Genomic DNA, 26864 nt, shown 5'->3' on the forward strand with positions numbered 1-26864 from the left:
GCTCTAGTCTCGGGGACCCCCTTTCTCTCCAGGCTTCGACATGCACCCACAACGCGCACGCTTGCACAACGAGCTCCATGCCCGGCCCTCGATCTATTTCGAGGAGCCGGCGCACCTTCACCACTATGCCTTCCTGGACGAGGGCGAGATCGCCGCGGCGATCCTCGACCGGATCGCCGAGGTCACCGGCCGGACGCCCGATCGCGATGCCGCCCAGGAGATCATTGACCTCGGCGACCAGGTCCTGAAGTGGGAGCGCCACACCGAGTTCTTCACCCTCACCCTGCTGGTGCCGAGGCCCGTCGGCCAGAGCGAGCCGTGGCCGGCGCCCCCCGCGCCGCTGGCGAGGATCGTCGCCGCGCATCACCAGGCCCTGATCAACGCGAGCCTGCTCCTCGTGGAGTCGGAGGCGGCCTGGCAGGGCGACGCCGAGGCCTACGGCTTTCGCGATCCCGCCGGCTCCAGCGTCGGCGGCGGTGACGCCACCGTATGGAGCGATTTCCGGCTCACCGCGTCGGGCATCAACCGCGTGCTGCTGGTCAATCGCGGGCTCAACGCCTTCCGTCTGGGGCGCATGACCCGACGGCTGCTGGAGATCGAGACCTACCGCATGATGGCGTCGCTGGCGCTGCCGGTGGCCAAGGAGTTGAGCCTCGAGCTGCGCGACTACGAGCTCGAGCTCGGCGAGCTGTCGGAGCGCAACACCCACGGCAAGGAGGAGAGCCCGCGTCCGCTGCTCGCGGCCATCTCCGCGCTCTCGGCGCGACTCGAGCGCAGCGGGGCCCGTTCGCGACAGCGTTTCAGCGCCACCGAGGCCTATGCGCGGATCGTCTTCACCCGCATCGAGGAGCTGCGCGAGGAGCGCCTCGGCGACCGCCCGAGGCTGGGCACCTTCATGCTGCGCCGCTTCCGGCCGACGGTGCATTACTGCGCCGCCATCAACCAGCGCCAGGAGAGCCTGGCGGAGAGCGTGGCGCGACTCAACGACCTGCTGCGCACCCGCGCCCAGGTGGAGATCGAGGAGCAGAACTCCGAGATCCTGCAGAGCCTCAACGAGCGCACCAGCAGCCAGCTGAAGATCCAGAAGGCGGTCGAGGGACTCTCGATCATCGTCATGAGCTACTACCTCATCAGCCTGGGCAAGCTGGGGCTGGAGGGGGCCGGCGCCCTGGGCATGGCCATCGAGCCGAGCGTCGCCGCCGGGGTGCTGGGCCCCCTGGGGCTCGGCATCATCGGCGTGCTGGCCTGGCGCATCCAGCGCGTGAAGAACCACTGACGGTCGCCTGCAGGGGGCGCCGGAGGGCGCTACGCTGAGGGAAGGGCAGGTCGCGGACCCCGTGGCTTGCGCGTTCGGCACGAGTCCATCGCCCGTCTACCGACTGACAGGTCGCCAACCGCTTGCCGAGGGCTCGTCCCCTGGCGGCTTGTCGAACGATCAGACCGATCGAGAGGTGCTTCATGACAACGCCCATCGTCAACGACGTCCTTACCCCCCGCCGGCTGCTGCTCGGCCTGCTCCTCGCCGCCCCGCTGGCCCTGGCCAGCGAAGGGCACGACCTGACCTTCCAGGGCGATGCCAGCTTTGCCGGCGCCCACGGCGGACAGGCCGTGCAGGCGGCCCTGGTCGATGCCGAGACCGGCGAGGTGCTCGAGACCGACTCCGGCACCGTCTCCGCCGATGCTGACCCGACCTTCACCTTCGACTTCCCCGGCGCCCTGCGCGAAGGCGGCCGCTACGAGGTGCACTACTGGATCGACTCCAACTTCGGCGGTGGCAGCGAGGGTAGCTGCGATCCCATGGGGACCGACCACCAGTGGCGCGTGGCGCTGGAGGCCTCGGGCGACGCGGTCACCCACGTGGCGAGCCACGATCCCGGCGCCCAGTCCGAGGTCTGCGCCACCTTCGAGTGATGCGCCGTCCGCCGGGCCTTCATGGCTCGAGAGCTGGAGAGGATGATGCGACTACGCGATGCCACCCGGGCCGATGCCCGGGACCTGGCCTACCTGATCAACCTGGCGGGAGAGGGGCTGCCCGAATATCTGTGGGGACAGATGGCCGAGGGCGGTGTCTCGCCCCTGGAGGTCGGCGCGCAGCGTGCCGACCGCGAGGAGGGGGGCTTCAGCTACCGTCATGCCCGGGTGTGCATCGAGCGCGGGCGGATCGTCGGGATGATTATCGCCTACCGGTTGCCCGATCCCTACGGCCTCGAGGACCTGGACGACGCGCCCGCCCCCGTTCAGCCCCTGTTGCGTCTCGAGGCCCGGGTGCCGGGCAGCTGGTACATCAACGGCATTGCGACCCTGCCGGCGGCACGCCGCAAGGGCGTCGGGCGCCTTCTGATGGCCCAGGCCGAGGCCTCGGCGATCGGCGCCGGCTGTCGCGAGCTGAGCCTGATCGTAGCCGAGGAGAACCGCAGGGCCTGTGCGTTCTACCACCGGCTGGGCTTTCAGGAACTCGCCTCCCTGCCGCTGGTGCCCTGGCCCGGCTGCCCGCACGGCGGCCGCTGGCTGCTGATGACCCGCCGCCTTGAGGGCCAGTAACCAAGAGAGCGTCGACGCCCTCCGAGCCGGCGAGCCCCGACGAGCGGAACGGCGCTCAGGTACGCTGCCGCAGGGGATCGAGCAGCCCGCTCAGCCCGTTGTGGTCGATCTCGTGCATCAGCTGCAGCAGGCGGCCGATCTGGCCGTCGGGAAAGCCCTCGCGGGCGAACCAGTTGAGGTAGGGGCCGGGCAGGTCGGCGATCAGCCATCCCGCGTGCTTGCCGAAGGGCATGCGCAGGGTGACCAGTTTCTCGAGGTCTTCGGGGTTCACGAGCGGCGCTCCATCGGGAAAAGGGGCGAGCCTATCATGCTCGCCCGGTCGTGAGGCGCCTCGCTCATCCCGCGAGGGTGCCGCGCGGCGGCCAGGAGGCCGACTCGCCGAGCGCCGTCGCCTCGACGGTCTCCCGCACCTGGTTGCGCCCCGCATGCTTGGCGCCGTAGAGGGCGCGGTCGGCGCGCTCCAGCAGGGCCTCCGCGGTCTCGCCGTCGACGAGCTGGGCGATGCCCGCCGAGAGCGTGAGGCCGATCCTCGCCGCGGCGATCGGGGTCGAGGCCAGGCGTTCGCGCAGGCGCTCCACGGCCTGGGTGGCTTCCTCCTGGGCCACGCCGGGCAGCAGGAGCAGGAATTCCTCGCCGCCCAGGCGGATGACGTGATCGTGCCGCCGCATCGTCGCCTGCATCAGCTCGGCCGCCTCGCGCAGGACCTGATCGCCCACCGCATGGCCGTGGCGGTCGTTGACCCGCTTGAAGTGATCCAGGTCGCAGCTCGCCACACAGAGCGGCGTGCCGTAGCGGCGGCTGCGGCGGATCTCCTCCTCGAGCAGGCCGAGCCCCGCGCGTCGGTTGAGCAGGCTGGTCAGCTCGTCGTGGTGGGCGAGGAACTCGAGGCGCTGCTCCATGGCCTTGCGCTCGGTGATATCGACCACGAAGGTGACCTTCTTCACATGCCCCTGGTCGTCCTGGATGCGGGCGGCCTTGGCCAGGATGCTTCTCGGCCGGCCATCCTTGTCCCGTACCTCGCACTCGTGGGAGACCTCCATGTCGCCGTCGCCAGCGATGAAGCGCGCGTGCAGGTCGCTCATTCGCGCGTGATCGGCCTCGGGCACCACCAGGGTGAAGTGGTGGCCCAGCAGCTCCTCCTCGCGATAGCCGTAGAACGCGCAGTAGGCGGGATTGACCATCTCGAAGCGGCCCTCGGCGTCGGTGATGCAGATGCCGATGGGGGCGGCGCGGATCACCGTCTCCGTGGTATCGAAGGGGTCGAGCAGCGGCATCATGAGAAGGCTCCGGCGACCCGAAGGGGGACGTCTTGGTGGGGGGCGGGGGCATCGAGCACCGCCGCCAGGCGCGCCTCGACATCTTCTGCCAGGGCATCGAGGGCGGGATGCGCGAAGTAGTAGCCCTGCTGCAGGGTAATGCCCGCCGCATGGAGCCAGCGCGCCTCGGCGGCTGTCTCGACGCCCTCGGCGACCAGCCGGATCGCCAGCGGGCGCGCCAGGCCGATCAGCGCCTGCAGCAGGGCCTGGCGGCGCGGATCGGCGTCGCAGCCCATCACCAGCTGGCGGTCGATCTTCAGCTTGTCGGGCCGCTGGGAGGTCAGCACGTCGAGGTTGGCATGGCCGGTGCCGAAGTCGTCCAGGGCGACCCGAAAGCCCATGCGGCGATAGGCGGTGATGATGGCGCTCAGGTGCGCATGGTCCTGGATCCGTTCCGACTCGACGACCTCGAAGATCAGCCGGTCCAGCGGCCAGCCCACCCGCTTCGAGACCGCCAGCGTGGCCTGGATGCATGCCTCGGGCTCGTAGACGGCGTTGGGCAGGAAGTTGATCGACAGGCTCTCCTGCATGCCCAGGGCGCTGGCCTGCTCGATGGCCCGCACCCGGCACGCCTGGTCGAAGCGGTAGAGCAGCGCCTCGGTCACCTGATCGAGAATCTGGCTCGCCGGCTCCCCCGCGGGGCCGCGCACCAGGGCCTCGTAGGCGTGCACGCGCCGCCGCTGCAGGTCGACGATCGGCTGGAAGGCCATGGTGAAGTCGAAGGGCAGCTCCCGTTCACAGCGGCCGCAGTGTCCGTTCCTTCGTGCGCAACGCCCCATGGGACATCTCCTGGTGTTGATGGCTCTGGCCGTTCGTCGCGAAAGCGGGCCGGTGGAGTAAGTTCTTATATTAGTTTTGTCCATGTATCGGTGTTGTACAAGTATTTTCGGCCTCCGTCCGCCGCCGCTACCGCGCCCGGCCACCGGGGTGGGCGCGACAAGGTCCCGAAAGATAGTAAGCTGGCTAGGTATTCAGGCCGCCCGGGTCGCTGTCGGTCCGGGCACTGCCGATCCATGCTCATCGTCGAGGAGACGCCATGAATCCCACCATCGAACTGCTCAAGTCCCACCGCTCGATCCGCAAGTTCACGGACCAGCCGGTCTCCCGCGAGCTGCTCGAGGAGCTGATTCGCGCCGGCCAGGCCGCGGCCACCTCCAGCCATGTGCAGGCCTACAGCGTCATCCACGTGACCGACCCGGCCAACCGCGAGGCGATCGCCGAGCTCGCCGGCGGCCAGTCCTACGTCGCCACCTGCGGCGCCTTCCTGGTGTTCTGCGCCGACATGAAGCGTCCCACCGAGGCCGCCGAGCGCACCGGCGCGCGCGTGGTGCGCGGCATGACCGAACAGCTGCTGGTGGCCAGCGTCGACACCGCCCTGATGGCCCAGAACGTCGCCGTCGCCGCGGAGTCCGAGGGGCTCGGCATCTGCTACATCGGCGGTATCCGCAACGATCCCCAACGGGTCAGCGAGCTGCTCGGCCTGCCGGCGCACGTCTACCCGGTCTTCGGCATGTGCCTCGGCTACCCGGCCCACCAGCCGGACGTGAAGCCGCGCCTGCCGGTGGAGGCGATCCTCAAGCAGGACACCTACACCGACGATCACGAGCAGGTCGCCGCCTTCGACGACACCATGCACGCCTACTACCGGTCGCGGAAGGGCGGCACCAAGCAGAGCGACTGGTCGCACAACCTCACCCCGCTGTTCGACACCAAGCTGCGCCCGCACATGCGCGAGTTCCTGGTCGAGCGCGGCTTCGAGATGAAGTGAAGGGCGACTGACCCAGGGCCTAACGACGAGCGGCGGCCATCGGGCCGCCGCTCGCGCGTGCTGCTTCGTGAAGGATCGGCGTGTCGCTCAACCGCCCACTCGCGCCTCCAGGGCCTCGAGAGGGGATCGGGTGCGCGTCACCTTGCTCCCCACGTCGCTCGTGCCGAGCCGCGAGGCGGAGCGCATGTGCCATGCAGTCGTGCGTCATGCCGTTTCCTCGCATCGGTCGGCGCATCTCGAACGGCGGCAGCCCTTCCGGTGAGGATCGGACGGGGAGAAGCGCTCACAGTGGCCGTGTGCATGGGCAGCAGTGGGTCAGTCCAGCACGATCAGGTGATTGGGCAGTTCATTGCGCTCGTGGGTGGCCGGCACCTGCTCCTTGAGATGTTCGCCGCAGGCCTCGATGCACTCCAGGAAGCCCTTCAGGGTCTCGCCTTCCTTCACCCGCCGGGTGAAGGCCGCCACGATGGACTGCCAGGCCTCGTCGCCGATGCGCGCCGAGATGCCCCGGTCGACCAGGATCTCCACGTACCGCTCGGCCTCAGAGACGAAGATCAGCATCCCCGTTTCCCCCTCGGTATGGTGCAGGTTCTGTTCCAGGAACTGCCGCCGGGCGAGGTTGCCCGCCCGCCAGTGGCGAACCGATTGCGGGATCAGCCGGGTGGTGATGGCGGGGCGGCGGAACGCCAGGCCCAGCACGATGAAGGTCGCCCACTGCACCAGCGTCAGCTCGTAGGCCGTCAACCAGCCGGGGAAGTAGTTGACCGCACCGGGCACCACCAGGGCCAGCAGGCCGGCCCAGAGCAGCGGGATGTAGGCATAGTTGTCCGCTTGCGGAGCCAGCACGGTGACCAGCTCGGCATCGGTATCGCGTTCGACCCGATGAATCGCCTCGGCGACCTGGCGCTGCTCGTCTTCACTCAATAAAGCCATGGGGATCGTGATCTCCGAATCCTGATTGTCATGTGGGTGTCGCCGCCGGACGGAAGGCGGGATTACCAGCCGCCGGACGCGCCGCCGCCACCGAAGCCACCGCCGCCGCCTCCGAAGCCGCCGCCTCCACCGAAACCGCCGCCGCCGCCGCGGGACCGGCCGCCGAGCGCACCGCCCAGCAGCATGCCGGCCAGCAGGCCGCCGCGACCGCCGCGTACCAGGGTCATCACGATGACGAACATCACCAAGAAGAGAATCGAGGCCGGTCCCTCGGGTTTCTGCTGGCCGGCCTGGGCGCTGGCGGAGGTGCTGGTGTCCAGGGGCTCGCCGCCCAGCACCCGGATCATCGCCTCCACCCCCTCGGTGATGCCGCGGGTGTAGTCGCCCTCGCGGAAGGCCGGCGTCAGGATGCGGTTGATGATCACCGAGGACTGGGCGTCGGTCAGTCGCCCCTCGAGGCCATAGCCGACCTCGATGCGCACCTTGCGCTCATTCGGCGCGACGATCAGCAGGGCACCGTTGTCCTTCTCCTCCTGGCCGATGCCCCAGTGGCGCCCCAGCTGATAGCCATACTCCTCGATGGTCACGCCCTGCAGGTCGGGCAGGGTGGCCACCACCAGCTGCTCGGTGGTGGCCTCCTCGTGCGCCGCCAGCTGCTCGCTCAGGCGTGATTCGGTGGCCTGGTCCAGCAGGTCGGCCTGATCGACCACGCGACCGGTCAGTTCGGGGAAGTCGAGTTGCTGTGCCTGAAGGTCCTGGGCCTGGAGGCCCAGGGTCCCCGACAGCAGCAGCGCCAATAACGGAATGCGCAGAAGATCGATCATTCAAACTCCACCTGGGGGGCCTGGTCGGCGTTCTCGGTCGTGGCGTCGAAGGTCTCGCGAAGCTGCATGTCGCTGTAGAGGACGGTGTGCCACAGGCGACCGGGGAAGGTGCGCAGCTCGGTGTTGTAGCGCTCGACCGCGGTGATGAAGTCGCGCCGCGCCACGGCGATGCGGTTCTCGGTGCCTTCCAGCTGCGACTGCAGGGCCAGGAAGTTCTGGTTCGACTTCAGGTCGGGATAGCGCTCGGACACCGCCATCAGGCGGCTCAGTGCCCCGCTGAGCTGCTGCTGGGCCTGCTCGAACTGGCGCATCTTCTGCGGGTCGTCCAGCGACTCGGCGTCGATCTGGATGGACGTGGCCTTGGCCCGCGCCTCCACCACGGCGGTCAGGGTCTCCTGCTCCTGCCGGGCGAACCCCTTGACCGTCTCGACCAGGTTGGGCACCAGGTCCGCACGCCGCTGGTACTGGTTCTCCACCTGCGCCCAGGCCGACTTCACCTGCTCGTCGTAGGTGGGGATGTTATTGACGCCGCAACCGGCCAGCAGCATCGCCATGATCAGCACAAGGGCGAACCGCCAGACGCGAGGGTCGGGAAGCGTGGAGTGTCTCGTCAGCATGGGGTCGGTCATTCCTGTCATTGCGATTCGATGATCTCCAAGGTACAGCTCAGGCTGATGCGAAGGAAGCAATGCCATGCCGACCTTCTGCCGTTGTCCGGCACGACTACGCCCCCACCTCCTTGTTGGGCACCAGGCTGCGCCCGCACCTGGGCGAGTTCCTGGTCGAGCGGGGCTTCGAGATGACGTGAAGGGAGGACTGGCGTAGGCCCTGAACGACGAGCGGCGGCCATCGGGCCGCCGCTCGCGCGTGCTGCATCTGAAGATCGGAGTACCGCTCACTCGCCCACGCGTGCCTCCAGGGCCTCGAGGGTGGCCCGGATGCGCGCCGCGTTGGTGCCCACGTCGCTGGTGCCGAGCCGCGAGGCGGAGCGCATGTCCACCCGCACGCCGCGGTCCGTCTCGCGCAGGCGGATCACCACATCGTCCTTGAAGCCGAACCAGAAGGTCGTGTCGGTGGCCTCGAGCCGGCGGTCGCCCACCGCGGCGATCGTCCAGCCGGCCTCCCGGGCCACGGCCTCGACGGCGTCCCGCACGGCCGGCAGCGGCGCCTGGAGCACCAGCGGCCCGAGCTCAGGATAGCCCTCGCGCTGCTGCTTCGCGGTCGCCTCGCCGGGGTAGGCCACGGCATTGGGTGCGGCCTCTCGCGCCTCGGCCAGCGCCTCGAAGGCGGGCGGCGCCTCGAGATCGGTGGTGATGTCGTGGATGGGCGGCACCGCGCGGGCCTCCTGCAGCTGCTGCCAGGGCACCGCGACCAGCGCCAGGCTGGCCAGGATCACCAGCGCGGCGAGCAGAGCCGAGAGGCCGCGGCGGGTGATGGCGGCGATCAGCAGGCCCACCGCACCCAGCCCGGCGGCGCCCAGGGCGACCAGCGCCCCGTAGCGCAGCAGGCCGAAGGCATCGCCCAGCGAGAGCAGCTCCAGGCGATAGGCCGGCCCGGCACCGGCCATCGAGAGGGCCGCCAGGCCGGCCAGGATGCCCCCGGCGATGGCCACCTTGAAGGCCACTCCCTGGCCCTTGCGGGTGGTGGTCGTGCGGCGTGACGTCATGTCGATCCTCGCGTGGCGTCAGGAAGCGGGCGCGGGGTTGAGGCAGTTGTCGTAGAGGGTCACGGTCGCCGGCCAGTCCGAGAACAGGCCCATGATGCCCACATCCTTGGCCAGCACGTCCAGCACCAGCAGCTTGTCCCCCTCGTTGTCGATCACCGCATCGACGCTCTGGTGGTACCACTCGCCGTCCTCGGTGAGCGGGCCGGAGCGCTCGAAGGTCCAGGCGATCAGCCCGAGCCCGGCCGCCTTGGCGCGTTCGGCGTAGGCCGAGGGCACGATGCGATCCTCGTTCTCGCCGGCCTCGGGGCGCGCCTCGAGCAGCATCCACATCGGCGGCGCGAGGATCTTCACGCCCTGCTCGGCGAGCTCCTCCATGCTCGGCGACCAGGTCGCCGGGTCGCGGTGATCGAAGGTCTCGACGTCGTAGCGGTCGTCGAGGTAGACCGCCTGGCCGGCGAACTCGGGGGCGTTGTCGATCCAGTAGCGCACGTCGTCGAGGTTGAACGACTGCGGGTAGACGTCCTCGGGCGGCACGCCGGCGTCGCGGTACTCGTCGAGCAGCTTCTGGGCGTAGTCGGTCTGGCTCATGCCATCGAAGGGCATCGCGACGCTGGGCGCCTTGAGCTCCGGGGTCATGCGCACGCCCAGCGCCTGGAAGAGCGCGATGCTCTCGGCATGGGTCATCAGGGTGCCGCGGGTGGCGTAGAGGTCGGTGCGCCAGTCGGGCGTGCCGTCGAGGTAGGCCGCCAGGGTGCCGGCCTCGGTGTTCACGCCGTCCATGCGGCCCTCGAGGCGCTTGAACTCGGCCAGGGTGATGTCGCTGGTGCAGCACTGGACCGCCTCGGCGTTGGTCAGCGCCCCGGTCTCGGGATCGAAGACCGGCGGCACGCTGCACTGGTCGGCCAGGTCGGTCTCGAGGATGTTGGTGGTGGCGTGCAGGTCGCACTGGGAGTGGCGGCACACCAGCGCCTTGTCCTCGGTGAAGGTGACGTCACACTCCAGAATGCCGGCGCCCATCTGGGCCGCGGCGATATAGGATTCCCGGGTATGCTCAGGGAACTGCATGGCCGCTCCGCGATGGCCGATCGAGAAGTCCCGGCGCTGCCACCGTTCGGTGTCGGCGGCGCAGCGCATCAGGGTCTCCTTGAGCTGGCGCTCGCGCTGGGTGCCTTCGTCCATGTCCTGGATCAGGAACAGCGGGCGCGGGCCCAGGGTAACGTTCTGCGCCGCCTCGATCGCGCCGACCTTCGCCGGGCTGGTGGCCAGTGCGGCGGTCGCCGCCAGGCAGCCGAGGATACCCAGGGCCAGCGCCGAGACGAGCCTCGGCCGTGCGCCGTTCCGTGTCATGGGGTTAGTCCCTTTCATGATGCGCCTCGCGTGTCGTTAGGGGAGGGGGTGACCCGCTCAGCGTAGCAGAGCCTTCGTGAGCCGCTGATGACAGCGCATCGACGCGCCCCCGACGCCCCGGGTACGCTGCCGTTGCCTTCCGTTCCCCCTTTCTTCATCGACGAGCGAGCCGATGCCCATGTCTTCGACGCCAGTTCCTCCTGCGACAGCCTCCCGGACGAAGCCCGATCCCGACCTGCCGCGGCGCCTGCGCGCCTGGCTCGAGCGCCTGCCCGAGGCGCAGCTGCCGGTCACCTACCAGCAGGCCGCCGAGGCGCTGGGGCTGGTGCCGCCGCGCACCATCCAGCGCGTTGCCCTGGCCCTCGAGGCGCTGATGCGCGAGGACGCGGCCGCCGGCCGCCCGCTGATCGCCGCTCTGGTGGTGAGTCGCCGCGGCGAGCTGCCCCGGCCGGGGTTCTTCGAGCTGGCCGTCGAACTCGGCCGCCTGCCCGCCGACTCGGCAGCTCACGAGAGGGCCTATCGGCAGGAGGTCAAGCAGGTGCTGGCGGCGCGCTCGGAATGACGCGAAGAGCGGGGGCGGCTCACAGGGCGCTATGGGCGGCGGTCGCGCCCCGCTCTCTCAGTGACTGGGCCAGTGACCGGGCTGCATGCGGGGGCATGCGGGATGACACCGGCTCCAAATGAGGCGACGAATCCGGCTCCTGGCGGTTCAGCTCCTGGTGTTAGGCACCAGGGTGGTGAGGTTGGGTTGAGAGGATTTGATCTCTCGGGTGGTGATGTACGTCATGTAGCGATCGATCCCTAGATCCGCTGAAAGCAGTTCGTCCATCACGCCCTGAAAAGCGGGCAGGCTAACCGTCAATACCTTCAATACGTAATCCATTCCTCCCCCCGTCGCCGTGCATTCGACGATCTCATCGATTCGATGGATGTGCTGCTCGAAACGTTGGAAATCTGCCGTCCGATGCCCCTTGAGCGAGACCGTGACGATCACCCTGATGACATCTGCGAGCTTGTCGAGCGCGATGTCCGCATGGTAGCCGCGAATCAGTCCCGCTTCCCGTAAGCGGTTGAAGCGGATCCAGCACGGTGTCGGGGAAAGATTGACGATCTCTGAGAGGCGGATCTTGCTGAGATGCCCGTGATGTTGCACTGCGCAAAGAATGCGAATGTCTGCAGCATCAAGAGCGATTTTTCTCATTGTTCTCATCCTCCAAGGTGATCTCCAACGCAGGCGCTGGTTCAGGAGTGAGGCGAAGCTATGTTGCGATGCTGGATACGGCGCCTTGAGATCGAGATCAATCCAAAGGGAAGATTGAGCTGGAGCGGAGATGCAGCACACTCGGGTGCGTCGATGATTCGACTCGCAGGAGGATCGAGGTTCTCGCACCCGAGGGCAGTTTCTTCTTTACTACATTACCAGACTAGACGCGGCCAGCCGATGAAGCAATGTGCCCGCTGCCACCCGGGAAGGCGTGGGGGTGGCGCCCGGGGTGCTCCATAATCCACTGATTTAATTGTTGATATGGAGACAGCTCCCGGGCGCCGACGGAGGGGGCACCTTGCGGGTCGCGTGAATCGGCGAGGTGTTCATCGAGTCCGCGGCTCATGGCGAGTGGCCCTCTGGGATCCTGTGGTTCGTGGAACCCGCCGATTCCCAGAGCAGCCGCCATGCACGATTTTTCAGGCCTGATTCATGAATATGCCGGGACGGTGTTCGAATGCATCATGGTTTCGGCCGCATAGACCCGACGCTTTTCCCTGGCATCGATCAGCACATCCCTTAGCAGCTCTTCGGCACTGGGGTGATAGACCGGCATCATCAGTACCTGCTCGGCGGTCATGCTGTGGGTGATGGCCAGGGCAAGCAGGTGCGCCAGGTGTTCGGCCTGGTAGCCAAGCAGCTCGGCCCCCAGGATCACGCCGGTGCGCGCGTCCAGATAGACTTGAATGCGCCCCTCGACCTTGTTCCACACCACATGACGGGGGCTGGCAAAGGGCAGCTCTCCGATCACGATTTCCATGCCTTCGAGTTCCCGAAAGCTTTGCCCGATGATGGCGATCTGAGGATCGGTGAAGAACACCATCAATGGCGGTCTACGATCCACTGGCACCGGGTCCGGGTAGTTCAAGGCGTTATCGGCGGCGATACGCCCCTCATCGAAGGCTTCATGCCACACCGGCAGGTATTCGGACGCATCGCCGGCGATGAAAATGGGGGAGTCGGAGCAGAGCATCGTCTGGGGATCGAAGGCCACCTTGCCCGCTTCGGTGAATTCCGCGCCGGTATGCTCCATCCCCAACTGGTCGACATTGGAGATCCTCCCCGTGGCGACCAGTATTCTGTCGAACACCTTGGTGACCCGCTGACCATTCGGCTGTTCGAACTCGATCCAGGCACCTTCCGCATCCTTCCAGGTACGCACCACCTGGCCGCTGGGGTAGATATCCAGTTCGGCACTGAGGATATCGAGCGCTTCCTGCTGCATGTCCGGGTGGGTGAGGGCGTTGATCTTACCGGACCGGCCATAGATGGTCGTGTCGACGCCGAGGCGGTGGAGCGCCTGCCCCAGCTCCAGGGCGATGACCCCCATCCCGATCACCGCGACCGAGCGGGGCAGGTCCTCCAGCTCGAAGACTGTATCGCTGGTGAGGACGTGGTCCATGACCGGCTCGAATACCTCACTGACCGCGGGCCTGGAGCCGCAGGCGAGGATGAACTTTTCCGCTTTGACCTCGACCGATTCGCCCACCCTGAGGAGGCCCGGGGCGATGAACCGGGCGCGCCCCTCGAGCTTGTGATGGGGCGGAATCTTGCCGACGTAGCGCAGGTTGTTGGCGACAAAGCGCTGATCGCGCTCTCGGCGCAACCTCTCGAGCACCTTGCGTCCATCCACGTGCCCCTCGGAGGTAACGCCAAAAAACTCGCTGGTGGTCAAGTGATGCGCGTAGTCGGAAGCGGTGATCAGCAACTTGCTGGGCATGCAGCCGACCCGTGCGCAGGTGGTCCCATAGGGACCGTCCTGGATCATCAACACGCTGTCAGTCTTGCGACTGATCTTCGAGTAGGCGCCAAGTCCAGAGGTGCCGGCACCGATGATCGCGTATTCAACATTAATGGTTTTCATCGTGGATTCGCTCATGGGGCGCCTCATGTTCCAGGTGCTGGGTTTTTCAAGGCGTGCCGTGATAGGGGACGTCGTCGCGCTTGGCTGTGGTCGCTGTCCAGGTCGTTAGCGCCTGTCGAGCCAGGTGTAAAAGTTGTCATTGTTTGCAGTGTGATGGCCTGGAGGCCATTTACCAGATGCAAGCTACGCGTGGGGCGATCCAGCGGTAAAGCGATAGTTTCTAAGTGTTTGGCTTATTTTTCGTAATCCATGGGTGCGGGCTGGCGGCCCGGGGAAGATAGGGGGTGAAGTGGGTGCTGCACCCAGGCCATCATCGCCATGGCCCGCGGCTCCTCGCGTTAGCCAGGCTAATCCAGCGGCTTAGAAATTGTCGCTTTCCAAGGCTTTCCTGGATCACTTACGCTGAAGGTATCGTGAGGCAGGACGCCTCTCCGAGTCGGCCTGTCGGCTCGCCATCCGCTGGCGAAGTTGGCAAAGAAAGATAGCCCAGTCGGCTACCCGGAGCGAAACGAAAAAAGGACGGAGATGAGGCGTGTTGTCCTGGTCCCGTGTATTACCTTGGTGAAGGCGTGGTGTTGGAAAGAATATCTGGCATTACTGCTGACGCCGAACTTGATGGTTTCTTTCGCAACTCGATCACCGCCGAGGTGACGATAAACCTTATCTAATCAGCCATCTCTGGCGGGAGTTGTTTATGAATAACGATCAGTCTTCAGAAAGTGTGGTTCTCAGGGAAGATAAGGCAGGCGCTGTCTATCTCACGTTGAACCGTCCGGATAAGTTCAACACGCTCTCCGAGGAAGTGCTTGCCTCACTGCAGCGAGAGCTGGATGCGATCGCCGCCGATCCCGCTGTCCGCTGTGTGGTGATCAAGGGCTCGGGACGCGGATTTTGCGCCGGCCACGACCTGCGTGAAATGCGCTCACATCCCGACCACTCCTACTACCAGGAACTGTTTCGTAACTGCAGCCGAGTGATGAAGAGTGTCGTCGGGCTGCCGGTGCCGGTGATCGCCCAGGTCCATGGCATGGCCGTGGCGGCGGGGTGCCAGTTGGCGGCCAGCTGCGATCTGGTCATCGCCGCCCAGTCGGCCAGCTTCGGGGTGTCCGGCATCAACGTGGGCCTGTTCTGCTCGACCCCCGCCGTGGCGCTGTCACGCAGCATTTCCCCCAAGCGGGCGTTCGACATGCTGGTGACCGGCGAGTTTATCGATGCGGATACGGCCCTGGAGTGGGGGCTGGTGAGTACCGTCGTCGCGGATGCCGAGCTGGAAGCCGCCGTGGCCAACAAGGTGGACACGATCCTGAGCAAGAGCCCGGCGGCCGTGCGCTTTGGAAAGGCCATGTTCCATCCCCAGCGTCAGATGGCGTTGGCCGACGCCTATGACTTTGCCGGCAACATCATGGCCGACAACATGATGAGCCCTGACGCAAGCGAGGGCATCGATGCCTTTCTTGCCAAGCGTAAACCCGTCTGGGAGCAGCCCGGCCGCTAGTGCCACAGCCGTCGCCTCGGTCAGGGCCGCGACTCCCAAGGCGGCTTGGCCGTGGAGAGGGGGCTGACAACCGAACCGTCAATGTCCTGGTAAGGCCGTCGTGCCGATTGAACGGCTGGAGACGTACCCTTCCCTAAAAAAACAACAGGGGTAAGACCATGAGTGAAGCCTGCCATTACAATGATGCGCTCGAGAAAACGGCGGCGAATTACGTCGCGCTGTCACCCTTGAGCTTCATCCGACGGGCAGCCGCCGTATATCCGGACAGGACGGCGCTGATCTACAACGAGACGCGGTACAGCTGGCAGCAGACCTATGAGCGCTGCTGTCGACTCGCTTCCCTGTTGAGGCAGTTCGACATCGGCAGGGGCGATACGGTGGCCGTCATGCTCCCGAACGTCCCCGCCATGTACGAAGCCCACTTCGGCGTGCCCATGGTGGGCGCCGTGTTGAATGCCATCAACATCCGCCTCGATCCGGAGGCGGTAGCCTTCATCCTCGAGCACAGCCGCTCGCGCCTGCTGCTGGTCGACCCCGAGTACGTCGACGTGGTCGAAAAGGCCCTGGCCCGTCTGGAAGGGCCGGCGCCCACGGTGATCAACGTGCCCGATCCGAGCCAGGGCGTGGAGCGCGCCATCGGTGAGCTCGAGTACGAGACGCTGCTGGCCGATCAGCCGGTGTGGGAGGAGTGGCAGTTACCCGCCGACGAGTGGGACGCGATCGCGCTGGGGTACACCTCAGGCACGACCGGCAACCCCAAGGGGGTGGTCACCCACCATCGCGGCGCCTACCTGAACGCGACCAGCAACGTGCTGGCCTGGAGCCTGCCCTCCTCGGTGGTCTACCTGTGGACCCTGCCGATGTTCCACTGCAACGGCTGGTGCTTCCCGTGGACGCTGGCGGCCATCGGCGGGACCAACGTCTGCCTGCGGCGCGTGGACCCCGAGCTGATCCTCAAGCTGATCGGGCAGCACGGCGTAAGCCATTTCTGCGGTGCCCCCATCGTCCACGCCATGATCGCCGATGCGGCCGATGCCGCGCAGGCGGTGGTCGAGCACAAGGTCTGCGGGCTGATCGCCGGGGCGGCGCCGCCGGCGTCCGTGTTCAAGCGGATGGAAAAGCTCGGCATCGAGCTCACCCACGTCTACGGGCTGACGGAGACCTACGGCCCGGCCTCGATTTGCGTCAAGCAGGATGGCTGGGATCAGCTTCCCCTGGAGGAGCGGGTCCGGCTCAATGGCCGCCAGGGCGTGACCTATCCCCTGCAGGAAAGCATCGCGGTGCTCGACTCGGTCACGATGGAGCCCGTCCCCGCCGACGGCCAGACGGTCGGCGAGATCATGTTCCGTGGCAATATCGTCATGAAGGGCTACCTGCGCAACGAAACCGCGACCCGTGAAGCCTTTGCCGGCGGCTGGTTTCACTCCGGCGACCTGGCCGTGATGGAGCCGGACGGCTACGTCAAGATTCGCGACCGACTGAAGGACGTCATCATCTCCGGCGGGGAAAACATCTCCTCACTGGAGGTGGAGGAGATCATTCAGCGGCATGCCGATGTCGAATACGTGGCGGTCGTGGCGATGGCGGATGCCAAGTGGGGCGAGGTGCCCGCCGCCTTTGTCCAGTTGCGCCCCGGCAGCGAGCTGAGCGAAGAGGAGCTGATCCGCTTCTGCAAGGAGAACATCAGCCGCTTCAAGGTGCCCAAGAAGGTCATCTTCGGCCCGCTGCCCACCTCTTCGACGGGGAAGGTCCAGAAGTTCCAGCTGCGCCAGAAGCTCGAGACCGGCCCGTCCGCCTGAGTCGCTCAGGCACCAGGAGTGGAGCCGCCCATCGCCCTGGCGAGAGCCAGGGCGAACACGCCAGGTAGGCCAACGCCCACCGATAACAACGAGCCCGCCATGACCGTCGAGACCCTCACTCCCCCGCGTCGTTTCCGTGGCAAGCCACGAGGCCGTGACCTGCCTCCCGTCGCCCTGGTCGCGCTTCGCCAGCTGCTCGGCGACGAGCGCAGCGACCCGGACCGGCGGCGGCGAGACCTGCTGATCGAGCACCTGCACGCCCTCCAGGACGCCCATGGCCATCTGTCGCTGGTGAACCTTAGGGCGCTGGCCACCTACATGAACCTGCCGATGGCGGCGGTCTACGAGACGGCGACCTTCTATGCCCACTTCGATGTGGTGCACGATGACCAGTCGCCGCCCCCGGAGGTGACGGTGAGAGTCTGCGACTCGCTCTCCTGCCAGCTGGCCGGTGCCGCGACGCTCAGGGCGGAACTGGAGGCCGGAGTCGACCCTCGCGCGGTACGCGTGGTGAGGGCGCCCTGCATGGGGCGCTGCGAGACCGCACCGGTCGCGGAAGTGGGGCATCACCACGTGCTGTTCGCCACCCGCGAGGGGGTCGAATCGGTGATCGATACGGGCCATTTCCATCCCGAGGCGATCGACTGGCAACGCCTCGCCGCCTACCGGGAGCAGGGCGGTTATCGGCTGTTGACCGACTGCCGCGAGGGGCGCGTGGCCCTCGAGACGCTGATGGCCGAACTCGAGCGTGCCAACCTGCGCGGCCTGGGCGGCGCCGGCTTTCCCACGTTCAAGAAATGGACGTTCGTGCGAAAGGAGCCGGGGCCGCGCTACTGCGCCATCAACGCCGACGAGGGCGAGCCCGGTACCTTCAAGGATCGCTACTATCTGGAGCGGGCACCGCATCGCTTCCTCGAGGGCGCGCTGGTCAGTGCCTGGGCGGTGGAGGCCAGCGCGCTCTACATCTACCTGCGCGACGAATACCCCGGCCTGCATCGGGTCCTCGGCGAGGCGATCGGCGAGCTCGAGGTGGCCGGCCTCGCGCCGCCGGGCTATATCGTGCTGCGTCGCGGCGCCGGGGCCTACATCTGTGGCGAGGAGTCGGCGATGATCGAATCCCTGGAGGGCAAGCCCGGCAAGCCGCGCCATCGTCCGCCCTTCGTCGCCCAGCAGGGGCTCTTCGGCCGCCCGACCCTGGTCAACAACGTCGAGACCGTCTTCTGGATCCCGCTGATCCACGAGAAGGGCGCCGACTGGTTTGCCGGCCACGGCCGCCATGGGCGCAGCGGGCTGAGAAGCTTCTCCCTCTCGGGGCGGGTCAAGCGCCCCGGCGTGCACCTGGCACCGGCCGGCATCACCCTGAACGAGCTGATCGAGGAGTACGGCGGGGGCATGGCCGACGGCCACCGCCTGGCCGGCTACCTGCCGGGCGGGGCCTCCGGCGGCATCCTGCCGGCCAGCAAGGCCGATATTCCGCTGGACTTCGATACCCTGCAGGCCGAGGGCTGCTTCATCGGCTCCGCCGCCGTGATCGTGCTGTCGGATCGCGATGACCTGCGTGCCGTGGCCGCCAACCTGCTGGCCTTCTTCGCCGACGAGTCCTGCGGCCAGTGCACGCCGTGCCGGGTCGGCACCGAGAAGATGCTGAGCCTGGTCGAGCGGGACGAATGGCGGGTCGAGGAGCTCGAGCGGCTGGCCCAGGTGATGCAGGACGCCTCGATCTGCGGCCTCGGCCAGGCGGCGCCCAATCCGGTGCTGGGGCTGCTCAAGGAGTTTCGCGGCGAACTGGCCGACCAGCACGTGATCGTCAGGGGGTAGGGAGATGAGCATGAATGAACCGAGCGGGAACGAGCGCTTCACCCTGACCCTGGACGGCACCGAGGTCACCGCCACTGCCGGGGAGACCCTCTGGCAGGTGGCCAGGCGCGCCGGCGAGACCATCCCGCACCTGTGCTTCAAGGACGTCCCCGGTTACCGGGCCGACGGCAACTGCCGCGCCTGCATGGTGGAGATCGAGGGCGAGCGCGTGCTGGCGGCGAGCTGCCTGCGCGAGGCGGCGCCCGGCATGGTGGTCAAGAGCGCCACCTCCGAGCGGGCCCGCGTGTCTCGGGAAGGGGTGATGGAGCTGCTGATCGCCGACCAGCCCGAGCGCGACGCGAGTCCCGACCGCTCCAGCCACTTCTGGGCGATGGCCGATCTGCTGGCCATCGACGCCGGCGCCGTGCGTGAGCGGCTGCCGGCGCGGGCCGAGCGCGACGCGCCCACGGTCCACCATGTCGCCGCGCGGGCGGGGTCTCTGACCCATGACACCAGCCACTCGGCCATGAACGTCAATCTCGATGCCTGCATCGAGTGCAACCTCTGCGTGCGCGCCTGCCGCGAGGTGCAGGGCAACGACGTCATCGGCCTGGCCCACCGCGGCGCGGCCTCGAAGGTCGTCTTCGACTTCGACGACCCCATGGGCGACAGCACCTGCGTGGCCTGCGGCGAATGCGTCCAGGCCTGCCCGACCGGGGCGCTGATGCCGGCGACCCTGATCGACGCCACGGGGCGCGGCGACTCGAAGGCCGCCGATCGCACCGTCGACTCGGTCTGCCCCTACTGCGGGGTGGGCTGCCAGCTCACCTACCATATCCAGGGAGCTCCCGGCGAGGACGAGCGCATCCTCTTCGTCGAGGGGCGTGATGGTCCTTCCAACCAGAACCGCCTGTGCGTCAAGGGCCGCTTCGGCTTCGACTACCCCCGCCACCCCTCACGGCTGACCACCCCGCTGATCCGCCGCCCCGGGGTGCCCAAGGGGCTCGACCCCGCCTTCGACCCGGCACGACCGCTGACCCATTTCCGCGAGGCCAGCTGGGACGAGGCGCTGGACGCCGCCGCCGACGGGCTCACCGCGCTCAAGGCCGCCCACGGCCCCGACGCCCTGGCCGGCTTCGGCAGCGCCAAGTGCTCCAACGAGGAGGCCTGGCTGTTCCAGAAGCTGGTGCGTACCGGCTTCGGCTCCAACCACGTCGACCACTGCACCCGGCTCTGTCATGCGAGCTCGGTGGCGGCGCTGATGGAGTGCATCGGCTCCGGGGCGGTGACCGCCTCCTTCATGCAGGCCCTCGAGGCCGACGTGGTAATCCTCACCGGGTGCAATCCGACCATCAATCACCCGGTGGCGGCCACCTACTTCAAGCAGGCGGCCCGAAAGGGCACCAAGCTGATCATCCTCGACCCCCGCGGTCAGGCGCTGGATGCCTATGCCCACCGCAGCGTGCGCTTCACCCCGGGGGGCGACGTATCGCTCTACAACGCCATGCTCAACGTGATCGTCAGCGAAGGCCTGTATGACGAGGCCTACATCGCCGAGCACACTGAGGGCTTCGCGGCCCTCAAGGCGAGCGTCGCGGACATGACCCCCGAGGCGATGAGCGCGCTGTGCGGCGTGGCGCCGGAGACGATCCGCGAGATCGCCCGGCTCTATGCCACCGCCGACAAGGCGATGATCTTCTGGGGCATGGGCATCTCCCAGCACGTGCACGGCACCGACAACGCCCGCTGTTTGATCTCGCTGGCGCTGGCCTGCGGCCAGACCGGTCGCCCCGGCACCGGCCTGCACCCGCTGCGCGGCCAGAACAACGTCCAGGGCGCCTCGGATGCGGGGCTGATCCCCATGGTGCTGCCGGACTACCAGCCGGTGGGCGATGCCCAGATTCGCGCCGCCTTCGAGGAGCTGTGGAACACGACCCTCGAGGAGAAGCCCGGGCTCACCGTGGTCGAGATCATGGACGCGATTCACTCAGGCCAGATCAAGGGCATGTACATCCAGGGCGAGAACCCGGCGATGTCCGACCCCGACCTGAACCACGCCCGCGGGGCGCTGGCCCGGCTCGAGCACCTGGTGGTGCAGGACCTGTTCGTCACCGAGACCGCCCAGTTCGCCGACGTCATCCTGCCGGCCTCCGCCTGGTCGGAGAAGGACGGCACGGTGACCAACACCAATCGCCAGGTGCAGATCGGCCGCGCCGCCGTGGCGCTGCCCGGCGATGCCAGGCCCGACTGGTGGATCCTCCAGGAGATCGCCCGGCGCTTCGGGCTGGGCTGGGACTACACCCATCCCCGCGAGGTGTTCGCCGAGATGAAGCGGGGCATGGCCTCGCTGGACAACATCACCTGGGAGCGCCTCGAGCGCGAGGGCTCGGTGACCTACCCCTGCCCGGCAGAGGATGCCCCGGGGGCCGACGTGGTCTTCTCCGAGAGCTTCCCCCGGGCGGGTGGCAAGGCGAAGTTCGCCCCCACGCGCCCCTTGCCCCCGGATGAGCCCGTCGACGAGGCCTTCCCCACGGTGCTGATCACCGGGCGTCAGCTCGAGCACTGGCATACCGGCTCGATGACCCGGCGCAGCCAGGTGCTCGACGCCCTGGAGCCGGAGGCGGTCGCCAGCGTTTCGCCGAGTGAGCTTTTGCGGCTGGGGCTGAATCCCGGGGACGCGCTGACCATCACCACCCGGCGCGGGCCGATCACGCTCAAGGCGCGGGTCGATCCGCTGCTGATGGACGGCATGGTGTTCGTGCCGTTCTGCTACGTGGAGGCCGCGGCCAATCTGCTGACCAACCCGGCGCTGGACCCCGACGGCAAGATTCCGGAGTTCAAGTACGCCGCCTGTCGCCTGGGGCCGGCCATAGAGGCCGTGGCAGAGTGAGGGAATCGCCCCTGAACGAAGAAGGATAATGTCATGTACAGGATGCGTCGCTGGGTGGTTCGCCACTCCCGAGCCTTCGAGACGATCTACCGGTGCTTCGAGCCGTTGCTGGTCAGGCTCGATCCCGTGTGGAGGCGATTGGGGCACGAGCGCATCGAGACGCCGGTGAAGGTCGTTGAAAAGACCGTCAAGGGAGCGCTCTTCGACTGCCAGATGTGCGGTCAGTGCATTCTCTCCGACACCGGCATGTCCTGTCCCATGAACTGCCCCAAGTCACTGCGCAACGGGCCCTGCGGCGGGGTGCGTGCCAACGGGCACTGCGAGGTGAAGCCCGACATGATGTGCGTCTGGGTCGATGCCTGGGAAGGAAGTCGTCGCATGAAGCATGGCGATCGCATCAACGCTGTCCAGTTGCCGGTCGACCATCGCCTCAAGGGAACGTCAGCCTGGCTGCGCCAGGTTCGCCAGAAGAACGGTAGTGCCTCTTCAACCGCCAAGAGCGAGACAACAAGATGAAATTCGATGACGAGCCCGTACCGGGCTACTCCCTGCCGATCCTGCCCGGCCATGTTTCCCCTGGTCGGCTGGAGCGGGTGCTGCGGGCGGGCAAGTTCGCCATCACCAGCGAGATCGACCCGCCGGACTCCGCCGACCCGGCGGAGGTGCTCAAGCGGGCGGCCATCTTCGATGGCTACGTCGATGCCATCAACGCCACGGATGGCTCCGGTGCCAACTGCCACATGTCCAGCGTCGGCGTCTGCTCGCTGCTGACCCGGGTCGGCTATGCCACCATCCTGCAGATCTCGTGCCGTGACCGAAACCGTATCGCCATCCAGGGCGAGATCCTCGGTGGGGCGGCCATGGGCGCCTGCAACCTGCTGTGTCTGACCGGTGACGGCGTGCAGGCCGGCGATCATCCCCAGGCCAAGCCGGTGTTCGACCTCGACTCCATGTCGCTGCTCGAGCTCGCCCGCGCAATGCGCGACGAGCAGCGCTTCCAGAGCGGTCGACACATCGAGACGCCGCCGCGGATCTTCCTCGGTGCCGCCGAGAACCCCTTCGTGCCGCCGCTGGACTGGCGTCCCCATCGCCTGGCCAAGAAGGTGGCGGCCGGGGCGCAGTTCATCCAGACCCAGTACTGCTTCGATATCGAGCGGCTGCGGGACTTCATGCTCAAGGTCAACGACCTCGGGCTGCTGGAAGGCCCCGACCGCGTGTTCATCCTGCCCGGGATCGGGCCGCTGGCCTCGGCGCGCAGCGCGCGCTGGATCCGTGCCAATGTCCCCGGGGTGCACATTCCTGACGCGGTGATCGCGCGGCTCGAGGGGGCCGAGAACCAGAAGGAGGAGGGCAAGCGGCTGTGCATGGACCTGCTCAATGAGATCCGCGAGATCCCCGGCGTCAGCGGCGCCCACATCATGGCCTACCGCCAGGAACACACCGTGGCCGAGATCATCGAGGCCACCGGCGTGCTCGAGGGCCGCGTGCCCTGGTACCCGGGGCGCGACGACCCGAAAGCGCTCAACCCCGAATCCTCCGAGGCGCTGCTGAGCTAGAGGCCAGCCGTCACGGACGACTCATGGAAACGCTGGCGACCCGCCAGCGTTTCTGTTTCGGGGGGACTGGATCGCTGACGCTTTCCCCCGTTCCACCCGTCACACACGCCGGTCGGCGATAGCCAGGGGGAGATGCTCCCGGGCCGGCCTGACCCGGGGCCCGTGGTGCCCGATCCGCCCGAGCGCTTCACCCATATAGGGGCGCAGAAACGACGACGCCCCCGAATGGGGGCGTCGTCGGTGGTTGGAAAGCCTCTGTCAGGACGCGCTCGCCAGCTTCAGCTCGCGATGTTCCTCGCGCAGGCCCTTGATCAGCCCCACGCACATCACCAGCAGCACGATGGTGAAGGGCAAGCCGGTGGCCACGGCGCCGGCCTGCAGGGCCCCGAGGGCCTTGTCGCCGCCGCCGTAGAGCAGCACGCCGGCGATCACGCCTTCCAGGGTGGCCCAGAACACTCGCTGGGTGCGGGGCGCATCGACCTTGCCGCCGGCGGTGATGCTATCGATCACCAGCGAGCCGGAATCCGAGGAGGTAATGAAGAACACCAGCACCAGTACGATGGCCATGGTGGACGTCAGGGTGGTCAGCGGGAGGTGCTCGAGCATCTGGAACATCGCCAGGGAGACGTCGCTGATGCCGTTGGCCAGCTCGCCGACGCCGTTCGCGGCCTGGGAGAGGGCGTTGCCGCCGAAGGCGCTCATCCAGACGATGGTGACCAGGGTCGGGACCAGCAGCACGGCAGTCAGGAACTCGCGCACGGTGCGCCCCCGGGAGACCCGAGCGATGAACATGCCGACGAAGGGCGACCAGGAGATCCACCAGGCCCAGTAGAACACCGTCCAGCCATGGAACCAGGTGGTGTCCTCGCGGCCGATCCAGCCGGAGAGGGGCAGGATATGGCTGGCGTAGGCCAGGGTGGTGTCCCACAGGCCGTTGAGGAACAGCAGGGTGGAGCCGGTCAGGACCACGAACAGCAGCAGCAGCAGCGCGATCACCATGTTGATGTTGGAGAACAGCTTGACGCCGCCGTCGATGCCGCGCCACACCGAGAACAGCGCCACCGCGGTGACGCCGACGATGATGGCGATCTGGGTGCCGATGGTGTTGGGCACGCCGAACACGTAGTTGAGGCCGCCGGCAGCCTGGGAGGCGCCGAACCCCAGCGAGGTGGCCAGGCCGAAGATGGTCGCCAGCACTGCGGTGATGTCGATCACATGGCCGGTCCAGCCGCGTACCCGGTTACCCAGCAGCGGGGTGAAGGCGGAGCGCAGGGTCAGCGGCAGGCCGCGGTTGTAGGCGAAGAAGGCCAGGGAGAGTCCCACCACGCCATAGATCGCCCAGGGATGCAGCCCCCAGTGGAACATGGTGGCGCCCATGGCGGCGCTGGCGCCCTCGGGGGTGCCGGCGGCGGCATTCAGCGGGGTGCCGTACCATTCGGTGTAGTAGGCCACCGGTTCGGCCACGCTCCAGAACATCAGGCCGATGCCCATGCCCGCGGCAAACAGCATGCTGAACCACGAGATCAACGAGTGTTCCGGTCGGGCGGCCTGGCCTCCCAGGCGGATGCGCCCCAACGGCAGTACGATCAGCACCAGGCACAGGATCACGAAGAGGTTGCCGGCGATCATGAACAGCCAATCGAAGTACTCGATGGACCAGGTCCGGGCCGCGGTCAGCTGAGAGTTGGCGGCGTCGGGGTAGACGAGGGCGTAGAGGATGAAGGCGATGATCGCCAGGGCAGACAGGGGAAAGACTGGGTTGTGGAAGTCCAGCCCCATTATCTGGGTGTTGTCATGGCCCGGGGCCATGGTGGGATCGTGGTCGAGGTTCATGCGAGGTCCTCTGTTGTTATTGTCACGTCGCCTGGGGCGACGCCAACCTTGCTGGGTGCGAGTGGCGGCGGATCTAACGGTCAGGTCAACTGGAGCCTTGCTGCACGTGTCGTGTTCAGCAGCAGGCAGGCGATCGTCATCGGGCCCACGCCACCGGGCACCGGCGTAATGGCGCCGGCGACCTGAGCGACCGATTCGAACGCCACATCACCTACGAGCTTTCTCTTGCCATCGACGTCCCTGGCATTGATACCGACATCAATGACCGTGGCACCGGGCTTGACCCAGTCCGCATTGATGAACTCCGGCCTGCCGATGGCGGCGACCAGAATATCGGCCTGGCGGCACAGGGATTCGATGTGTTGCGTGCGTGAATGCACGATCGTGACGGTACAGTTGGCCTGCAGGAGCAGTGCCGCCATCGGTTTGCCCACGATATTGGAACGACCCACCACCACCGCATGTTTGCCACTGAGATCCGGATGGACCTGACGCAGCATGATCATGCAGCCCTGCGGCGTGCACGGGACCAGCGATGGGCGGCCGGACGCCAGGGCGCCGACGTTCAGTGGATGAAAGCCGTCGACGTCCTTGGCCGGATGGATGGCAGAGATCACCGCATCCTCGTCGAGATGCGACGGCAGTGGCAGCTGCACCAGGATGCCGTGCACCTCGGGATCGTTGTTCAGGGCATCGATGAGCTCATTCAGGGCAGCCTGGGTGGTATCGGCGTCGAGGCGGTGCTCAATGGAGCCCATCCCCGCCTCTATCGCCCGCTTCACCTTGTTGCTCACATACACCTGGCTGGCGGGATCCTCTCCCACCAGCACGACAGCCAGGGTCGGCTTGATGCCATGCTCGGCCCCGATCAGCTCGACTTCAGCGGCCACTTCCTGCAGCACCTGAGCCGAAATCAGCTTTCCGTCTATTAATTGAGCCATGATGACCTCTGGGTCTATTTGAAGATGATGGTCTTGTTGCCCGAGATTAATACACGGTTTTCGGCATGCAGCTTGACGGCGCTCGCCAGGGCTTTCGTTTCGGTGTCCCGGCCAAGGGACACGAGCTCATCGGGGTAGTAGGCGTGACTGACCGGCAAGACGGACTGCTCGATGATCGGGCCTTCGTCCAGATCGGCGGTCACGTAGTGCGCGGTGGCACCGATCAGCTTCACACCACGCTCATATGCCTGATGGTAAGGCTTGGCACCCTTGAATCCGGGCAGGAAGGAGTGATGGATGTTGATGGCCCGGCCATGGAGGTGCTTGCAGAGATCGTCAGACAGGATCTGCATATACCGCGCCAGCACCACCAGGTCGGTGCCGGTCTCGTTGATGATGTCGAGCAGCTCGGCTTCCTTCTCCGCCTTGGTGTCTGGCGTCACCGGCAGGTAGATGAAGCGAAAGCCTTCGCGCTCGACGATCGATTGAAGATCCTGGTGGTTGGAGACGATAGCGGTGATGTCGATGTTCAGCTCGCCCTTGTTATAACGGTAAAGAAGGTCGACCAGACAGTGGTCGAACTTGGATACCATGATCAGCACCTTTGTCGGGGTGCTGACGTCATGCATGGACCACTTGATGCCATGCTTTTCGGCCAGTTTATCGAAGCCGTTGCGTATGTCTTCGAAGGTATGCTTGGATTCCGTGGTGATATTGAACAAGGTTCTTAGAAAGAACTGACCGGTGATCTTGTCATCGAACTGAGAGAGTTCAGCAATATAGCCGCCACGCTCCGTCAGGTAGGATGCGATGCCGGCCACGATGCCAGCTGCCGTCTTGCAGTTGACGGTAAGCACGTACTGGTTGGAGTAGTCCACGATTTTTCTCATGCCAGAAAGCCTTTTATGTATTGATGCTTGTTGGTTGACTCGCCAGATGACAGGTTTCAATCTTTCATCTTGTTCGATGTTGTAGCGTGGACGGCCTGGCGGATTGCCCACCATGGCGATCTCGTTCCACGGAATTGACG

General features: G+C 66.6%; 24 protein-coding genes. 11 read left to right on the top strand and 13 right to left on the bottom strand.

What is annotated here, in order from left to right; all coding sequences use genetic code 11:
- Positions 1-40 precede the first annotated feature (40 nt).
- The 3 genes from C9F13_RS06835 (at position 41) to C9F13_RS06845 (ending at position 2541) form a co-directional block, all read left to right on the top strand.
- Positions 41-1276, top strand: coding sequence for a DUF3422 domain-containing protein (locus C9F13_RS06835; protein ID WP_108445496.1), 1236 nt, complete (start codon positions 41-43; stop codon positions 1274-1276).
- A 182-nt stretch (positions 1277-1458) separates the two neighbouring features.
- Positions 1459-1911, top strand: a complete 453-nt coding sequence (locus C9F13_RS06840; RefSeq protein ID WP_245888722.1) for a hypothetical protein — start codon at positions 1459-1461, stop codon at positions 1909-1911.
- Between the two features lie 45 nt (positions 1912-1956).
- Complete coding sequence (locus C9F13_RS06845) at positions 1957-2541, top strand: GNAT family N-acetyltransferase (RefSeq protein WP_108445497.1); 585 nt, start codon at positions 1957-1959, stop codon at positions 2539-2541.
- A 55-nt stretch (positions 2542-2596) separates the two neighbouring features.
- Here C9F13_RS06845 and C9F13_RS06850 read toward each other — a convergent pair whose 3' ends face one another.
- The 3 genes from C9F13_RS06850 to C9F13_RS06860 form a co-directional block, all read right to left on the bottom strand.
- Positions 2597-2812, bottom strand: coding sequence for a DUF3820 family protein (locus C9F13_RS06850; RefSeq protein ID WP_108445499.1), 216 nt, complete (start codon positions 2810-2812; stop codon positions 2597-2599).
- A 64-nt stretch (positions 2813-2876) separates the two neighbouring features.
- A complete protein-coding gene (locus tag C9F13_RS06855) occupies positions 2877-3818 on the bottom strand; it encodes a sensor domain-containing diguanylate cyclase (RefSeq protein ID WP_108445501.1) in 942 nt (313 codons plus the stop codon).
- Positions 3815-4636, bottom strand: coding sequence for an EAL domain-containing protein (locus C9F13_RS06860; protein ID WP_108445503.1), 822 nt, complete (start codon positions 4634-4636; stop codon positions 3815-3817). The genes C9F13_RS06855 and C9F13_RS06860 overlap by 4 nt, the downstream gene beginning before the upstream one ends.
- Positions 4637-4893: 257 nt before the next feature.
- Between C9F13_RS06860 and nfsA the strand changes: the two genes are divergently transcribed.
- A complete protein-coding gene (nfsA, locus tag C9F13_RS06865) occupies positions 4894-5625 on the top strand; it encodes an oxygen-insensitive NADPH nitroreductase (RefSeq protein ID WP_108445505.1) in 732 nt (243 codons plus the stop codon).
- 315 nt (positions 5626-5940) lie between these two features.
- Here the strand turns inward: nfsA and C9F13_RS06870 are convergent, their stop codons facing one another.
- From C9F13_RS06870 to C9F13_RS06890, 5 genes are all read right to left on the bottom strand, one after another.
- On the bottom strand, positions 5941-6558 hold the full coding sequence (locus C9F13_RS06870) for a TPM domain-containing protein (RefSeq protein WP_108445506.1): 618 nt from the start codon (positions 6556-6558) through the stop codon (positions 5941-5943).
- 62 nt (positions 6559-6620) lie between these two features.
- A complete protein-coding gene (locus C9F13_RS06875; protein WP_108445507.1) occupies positions 6621-7382 on the bottom strand; it encodes a TPM domain-containing protein in 762 nt (253 codons plus the stop codon).
- On the bottom strand, positions 7379-7999 hold the full coding sequence (locus C9F13_RS06880) for a LemA family protein (protein ID WP_108445967.1): 621 nt from the start codon (positions 7997-7999) through the stop codon (positions 7379-7381). Before C9F13_RS06880 ends, C9F13_RS06875 begins: the two co-directional genes overlap by 4 nt.
- A gap of 278 nt (positions 8000-8277) precedes the next feature.
- Positions 8278-9048 (bottom strand): DUF1499 domain-containing protein, encoded by a 771-nt coding sequence (locus C9F13_RS06885; protein WP_108445508.1) that lies wholly within the window; start codon positions 9046-9048, stop codon positions 8278-8280.
- 18 nt (positions 9049-9066) lie between these two features.
- Positions 9067-10395, bottom strand: a complete 1329-nt coding sequence (locus C9F13_RS06890; RefSeq protein WP_108445510.1) for a glycerophosphodiester phosphodiesterase family protein — start codon at positions 10393-10395, stop codon at positions 9067-9069.
- Positions 10396-10573: 178 nt separating this feature from the next.
- Here C9F13_RS06890 and C9F13_RS06895 point away from each other — a divergent pair, with 178 nt between their 5' ends.
- Entirely contained in the window at positions 10574-10957 is a 384-nt protein-coding gene (locus C9F13_RS06895) for an HAD family hydrolase (protein ID WP_245888746.1), read from the top strand.
- Between the two features lie 147 nt (positions 10958-11104).
- Here the strand turns inward: C9F13_RS06895 and C9F13_RS06900 are convergent, their stop codons facing one another.
- Both C9F13_RS06900 and C9F13_RS06905 read right to left on the bottom strand, forming a co-directional pair.
- Positions 11105-11596 (bottom strand): Lrp/AsnC family transcriptional regulator, encoded by a 492-nt coding sequence (locus tag C9F13_RS06900; RefSeq protein ID WP_108445512.1) that lies wholly within the window; start codon positions 11594-11596, stop codon positions 11105-11107.
- Positions 11597-12089: 493 nt separating this feature from the next.
- Positions 12090-13538, bottom strand: a complete 1449-nt coding sequence (locus C9F13_RS06905; RefSeq protein WP_157955179.1) for a dihydrolipoyl dehydrogenase — start codon at positions 13536-13538, stop codon at positions 12090-12092.
- A 679-nt stretch (positions 13539-14217) separates the two neighbouring features.
- Here C9F13_RS06905 and C9F13_RS06910 point away from each other — a divergent pair.
- The 6 genes from C9F13_RS06910 (at position 14218) to C9F13_RS06935 (ending at position 23060) form a co-directional block, all read left to right on the top strand.
- On the top strand, positions 14218-15018 hold the full coding sequence (locus C9F13_RS06910; RefSeq protein ID WP_108445515.1) for an enoyl-CoA hydratase: 801 nt from the start codon (positions 14218-14220) through the stop codon (positions 15016-15018).
- 158 nt (positions 15019-15176) lie between these two features.
- Entirely contained in the window at positions 15177-16817 is a 1641-nt protein-coding gene (locus tag C9F13_RS06915; RefSeq protein ID WP_108445516.1) for an acyl-CoA synthetase, read from the top strand.
- 99 nt (positions 16818-16916) lie between these two features.
- Complete coding sequence (locus C9F13_RS06920; protein ID WP_108445517.1) at positions 16917-18635, top strand: NADH-ubiquinone oxidoreductase-F iron-sulfur binding region domain-containing protein; 1719 nt, start codon at positions 16917-16919, stop codon at positions 18633-18635.
- Positions 18636-18645: 10 nt separating this feature from the next.
- Positions 18646-21504: a formate dehydrogenase subunit alpha gene (gene fdhF / locus C9F13_RS06925; protein WP_108445518.1), complete on the top strand. Its 2859-nt coding sequence runs from the start codon at positions 18646-18648 to the stop codon at positions 21502-21504.
- 33 nt (positions 21505-21537) lie between these two features.
- On the top strand, positions 21538-22020 hold the full coding sequence (locus C9F13_RS06930; protein ID WP_108445519.1) for a methylenetetrahydrofolate reductase C-terminal domain-containing protein: 483 nt from the start codon (positions 21538-21540) through the stop codon (positions 22018-22020).
- Positions 22017-23060, top strand: a complete 1044-nt coding sequence (locus C9F13_RS06935; protein WP_108445520.1) for a methylenetetrahydrofolate reductase — start codon at positions 22017-22019, stop codon at positions 23058-23060. The genes C9F13_RS06930 and C9F13_RS06935 overlap by 4 nt, the downstream gene beginning before the upstream one ends.
- A gap of 258 nt (positions 23061-23318) precedes the next feature.
- Here the strand turns inward: C9F13_RS06935 and C9F13_RS06940 are convergent, their stop codons facing one another.
- The 3 genes from C9F13_RS06940 to purU form a co-directional block, all read right to left on the bottom strand.
- A complete protein-coding gene (locus C9F13_RS06940; protein WP_108445521.1) occupies positions 23319-24893 on the bottom strand; it encodes a BCCT family transporter in 1575 nt (524 codons plus the stop codon).
- A gap of 80 nt (positions 24894-24973) precedes the next feature.
- A complete protein-coding gene (gene folD, locus C9F13_RS06945; RefSeq protein WP_211310921.1) occupies positions 24974-25834 on the bottom strand; it encodes a bifunctional methylenetetrahydrofolate dehydrogenase/methenyltetrahydrofolate cyclohydrolase FolD in 861 nt (286 codons plus the stop codon).
- Between the two features lie 14 nt (positions 25835-25848).
- Positions 25849-26838 (bottom strand): formyltetrahydrofolate deformylase, encoded by a 990-nt coding sequence (purU, locus tag C9F13_RS06950; protein ID WP_425432870.1) that lies wholly within the window; start codon positions 26836-26838, stop codon positions 25849-25851.
- Between the last annotated feature and the right edge of the window lie 26 nt (positions 26839-26864).

Source organism: Halomonas denitrificans, assembly GCF_003056305.1.
GTDB lineage: Bacteria > Pseudomonadota > Gammaproteobacteria > Pseudomonadales > Halomonadaceae > Halomonas > Halomonas denitrificans.

Coding starts and splice junctions, on each gene's coding strand:
- C9F13_RS06900 (WP_108445512.1), bottom strand. CDS start 11,596: ATGAGAAAAATCGCTCTTGATGCTGCAGACATTCGCATTCTTTGCGCA.
- fdhF (WP_108445518.1), top strand. CDS start 18,646: ATGAATGAACCGAGCGGGAACGAGCGCTTCACCCTGACCCTGGACGGC.
- C9F13_RS06890 (WP_108445510.1), bottom strand. CDS start 10,395: ATGACACGGAACGGCGCACGGCCGAGGCTCGTCTCGGCGCTGGCCCTG.
- C9F13_RS06860 (WP_108445503.1), bottom strand. CDS start 4,636: ATGGGGCGTTGCGCACGAAGGAACGGACACTGCGGCCGCTGTGAACGG.
- C9F13_RS06935 (WP_108445520.1), top strand. CDS start 22,017: ATGAAATTCGATGACGAGCCCGTACCGGGCTACTCCCTGCCGATCCTG.
- C9F13_RS06895 (WP_245888746.1), top strand. CDS start 10,574: ATGTCTTCGACGCCAGTTCCTCCTGCGACAGCCTCCCGGACGAAGCCC.
- C9F13_RS06880 (WP_108445967.1), bottom strand. CDS start 7,999: ATGCTGACGAGACACTCCACGCTTCCCGACCCTCGCGTCTGGCGGTTC.
- C9F13_RS06855 (WP_108445501.1), bottom strand. CDS start 3,818: ATGATGCCGCTGCTCGACCCCTTCGATACCACGGAGACGGTGATCCGC.
- C9F13_RS06875 (WP_108445507.1), bottom strand. CDS start 7,382: ATGATCGATCTTCTGCGCATTCCGTTATTGGCGCTGCTGCTGTCGGGG.
- C9F13_RS06920 (WP_108445517.1), top strand. CDS start 16,917: ATGACCGTCGAGACCCTCACTCCCCCGCGTCGTTTCCGTGGCAAGCCA.
- C9F13_RS06885 (WP_108445508.1), bottom strand. CDS start 9,048: ATGACGTCACGCCGCACGACCACCACCCGCAAGGGCCAGGGAGTGGCC.
- C9F13_RS06940 (WP_108445521.1), bottom strand. CDS start 24,893: ATGAACCTCGACCACGATCCCACCATGGCCCCGGGCCATGACAACACC.
- C9F13_RS06870 (WP_108445506.1), bottom strand. CDS start 6,558: ATGGCTTTATTGAGTGAAGACGAGCAGCGCCAGGTCGCCGAGGCGATT.
- C9F13_RS06910 (WP_108445515.1), top strand. CDS start 14,218: ATGAATAACGATCAGTCTTCAGAAAGTGTGGTTCTCAGGGAAGATAAG.
- purU (WP_425432870.1), bottom strand. CDS start 26,838: ATGGTGGGCAATCCGCCAGGCCGTCCACGCTACAACATCGAACAAGAT.
- C9F13_RS06930 (WP_108445519.1), top strand. CDS start 21,538: ATGTACAGGATGCGTCGCTGGGTGGTTCGCCACTCCCGAGCCTTCGAG.
- C9F13_RS06845 (WP_108445497.1), top strand. CDS start 1,957: ATGCGACTACGCGATGCCACCCGGGCCGATGCCCGGGACCTGGCCTAC.
- nfsA (WP_108445505.1), top strand. CDS start 4,894: ATGAATCCCACCATCGAACTGCTCAAGTCCCACCGCTCGATCCGCAAG.
- folD (WP_211310921.1), bottom strand. CDS start 25,834: ATGGCTCAATTAATAGACGGAAAGCTGATTTCGGCTCAGGTGCTGCAG.
- C9F13_RS06835 (WP_108445496.1), top strand. CDS start 41: ATGCACCCACAACGCGCACGCTTGCACAACGAGCTCCATGCCCGGCCC.
- C9F13_RS06905 (WP_157955179.1), bottom strand. CDS start 13,538: ATGAGCGAATCCACGATGAAAACCATTAATGTTGAATACGCGATCATC.
- C9F13_RS06840 (WP_245888722.1), top strand. CDS start 1,459: ATGACAACGCCCATCGTCAACGACGTCCTTACCCCCCGCCGGCTGCTG.
- C9F13_RS06915 (WP_108445516.1), top strand. CDS start 15,177: ATGAGTGAAGCCTGCCATTACAATGATGCGCTCGAGAAAACGGCGGCG.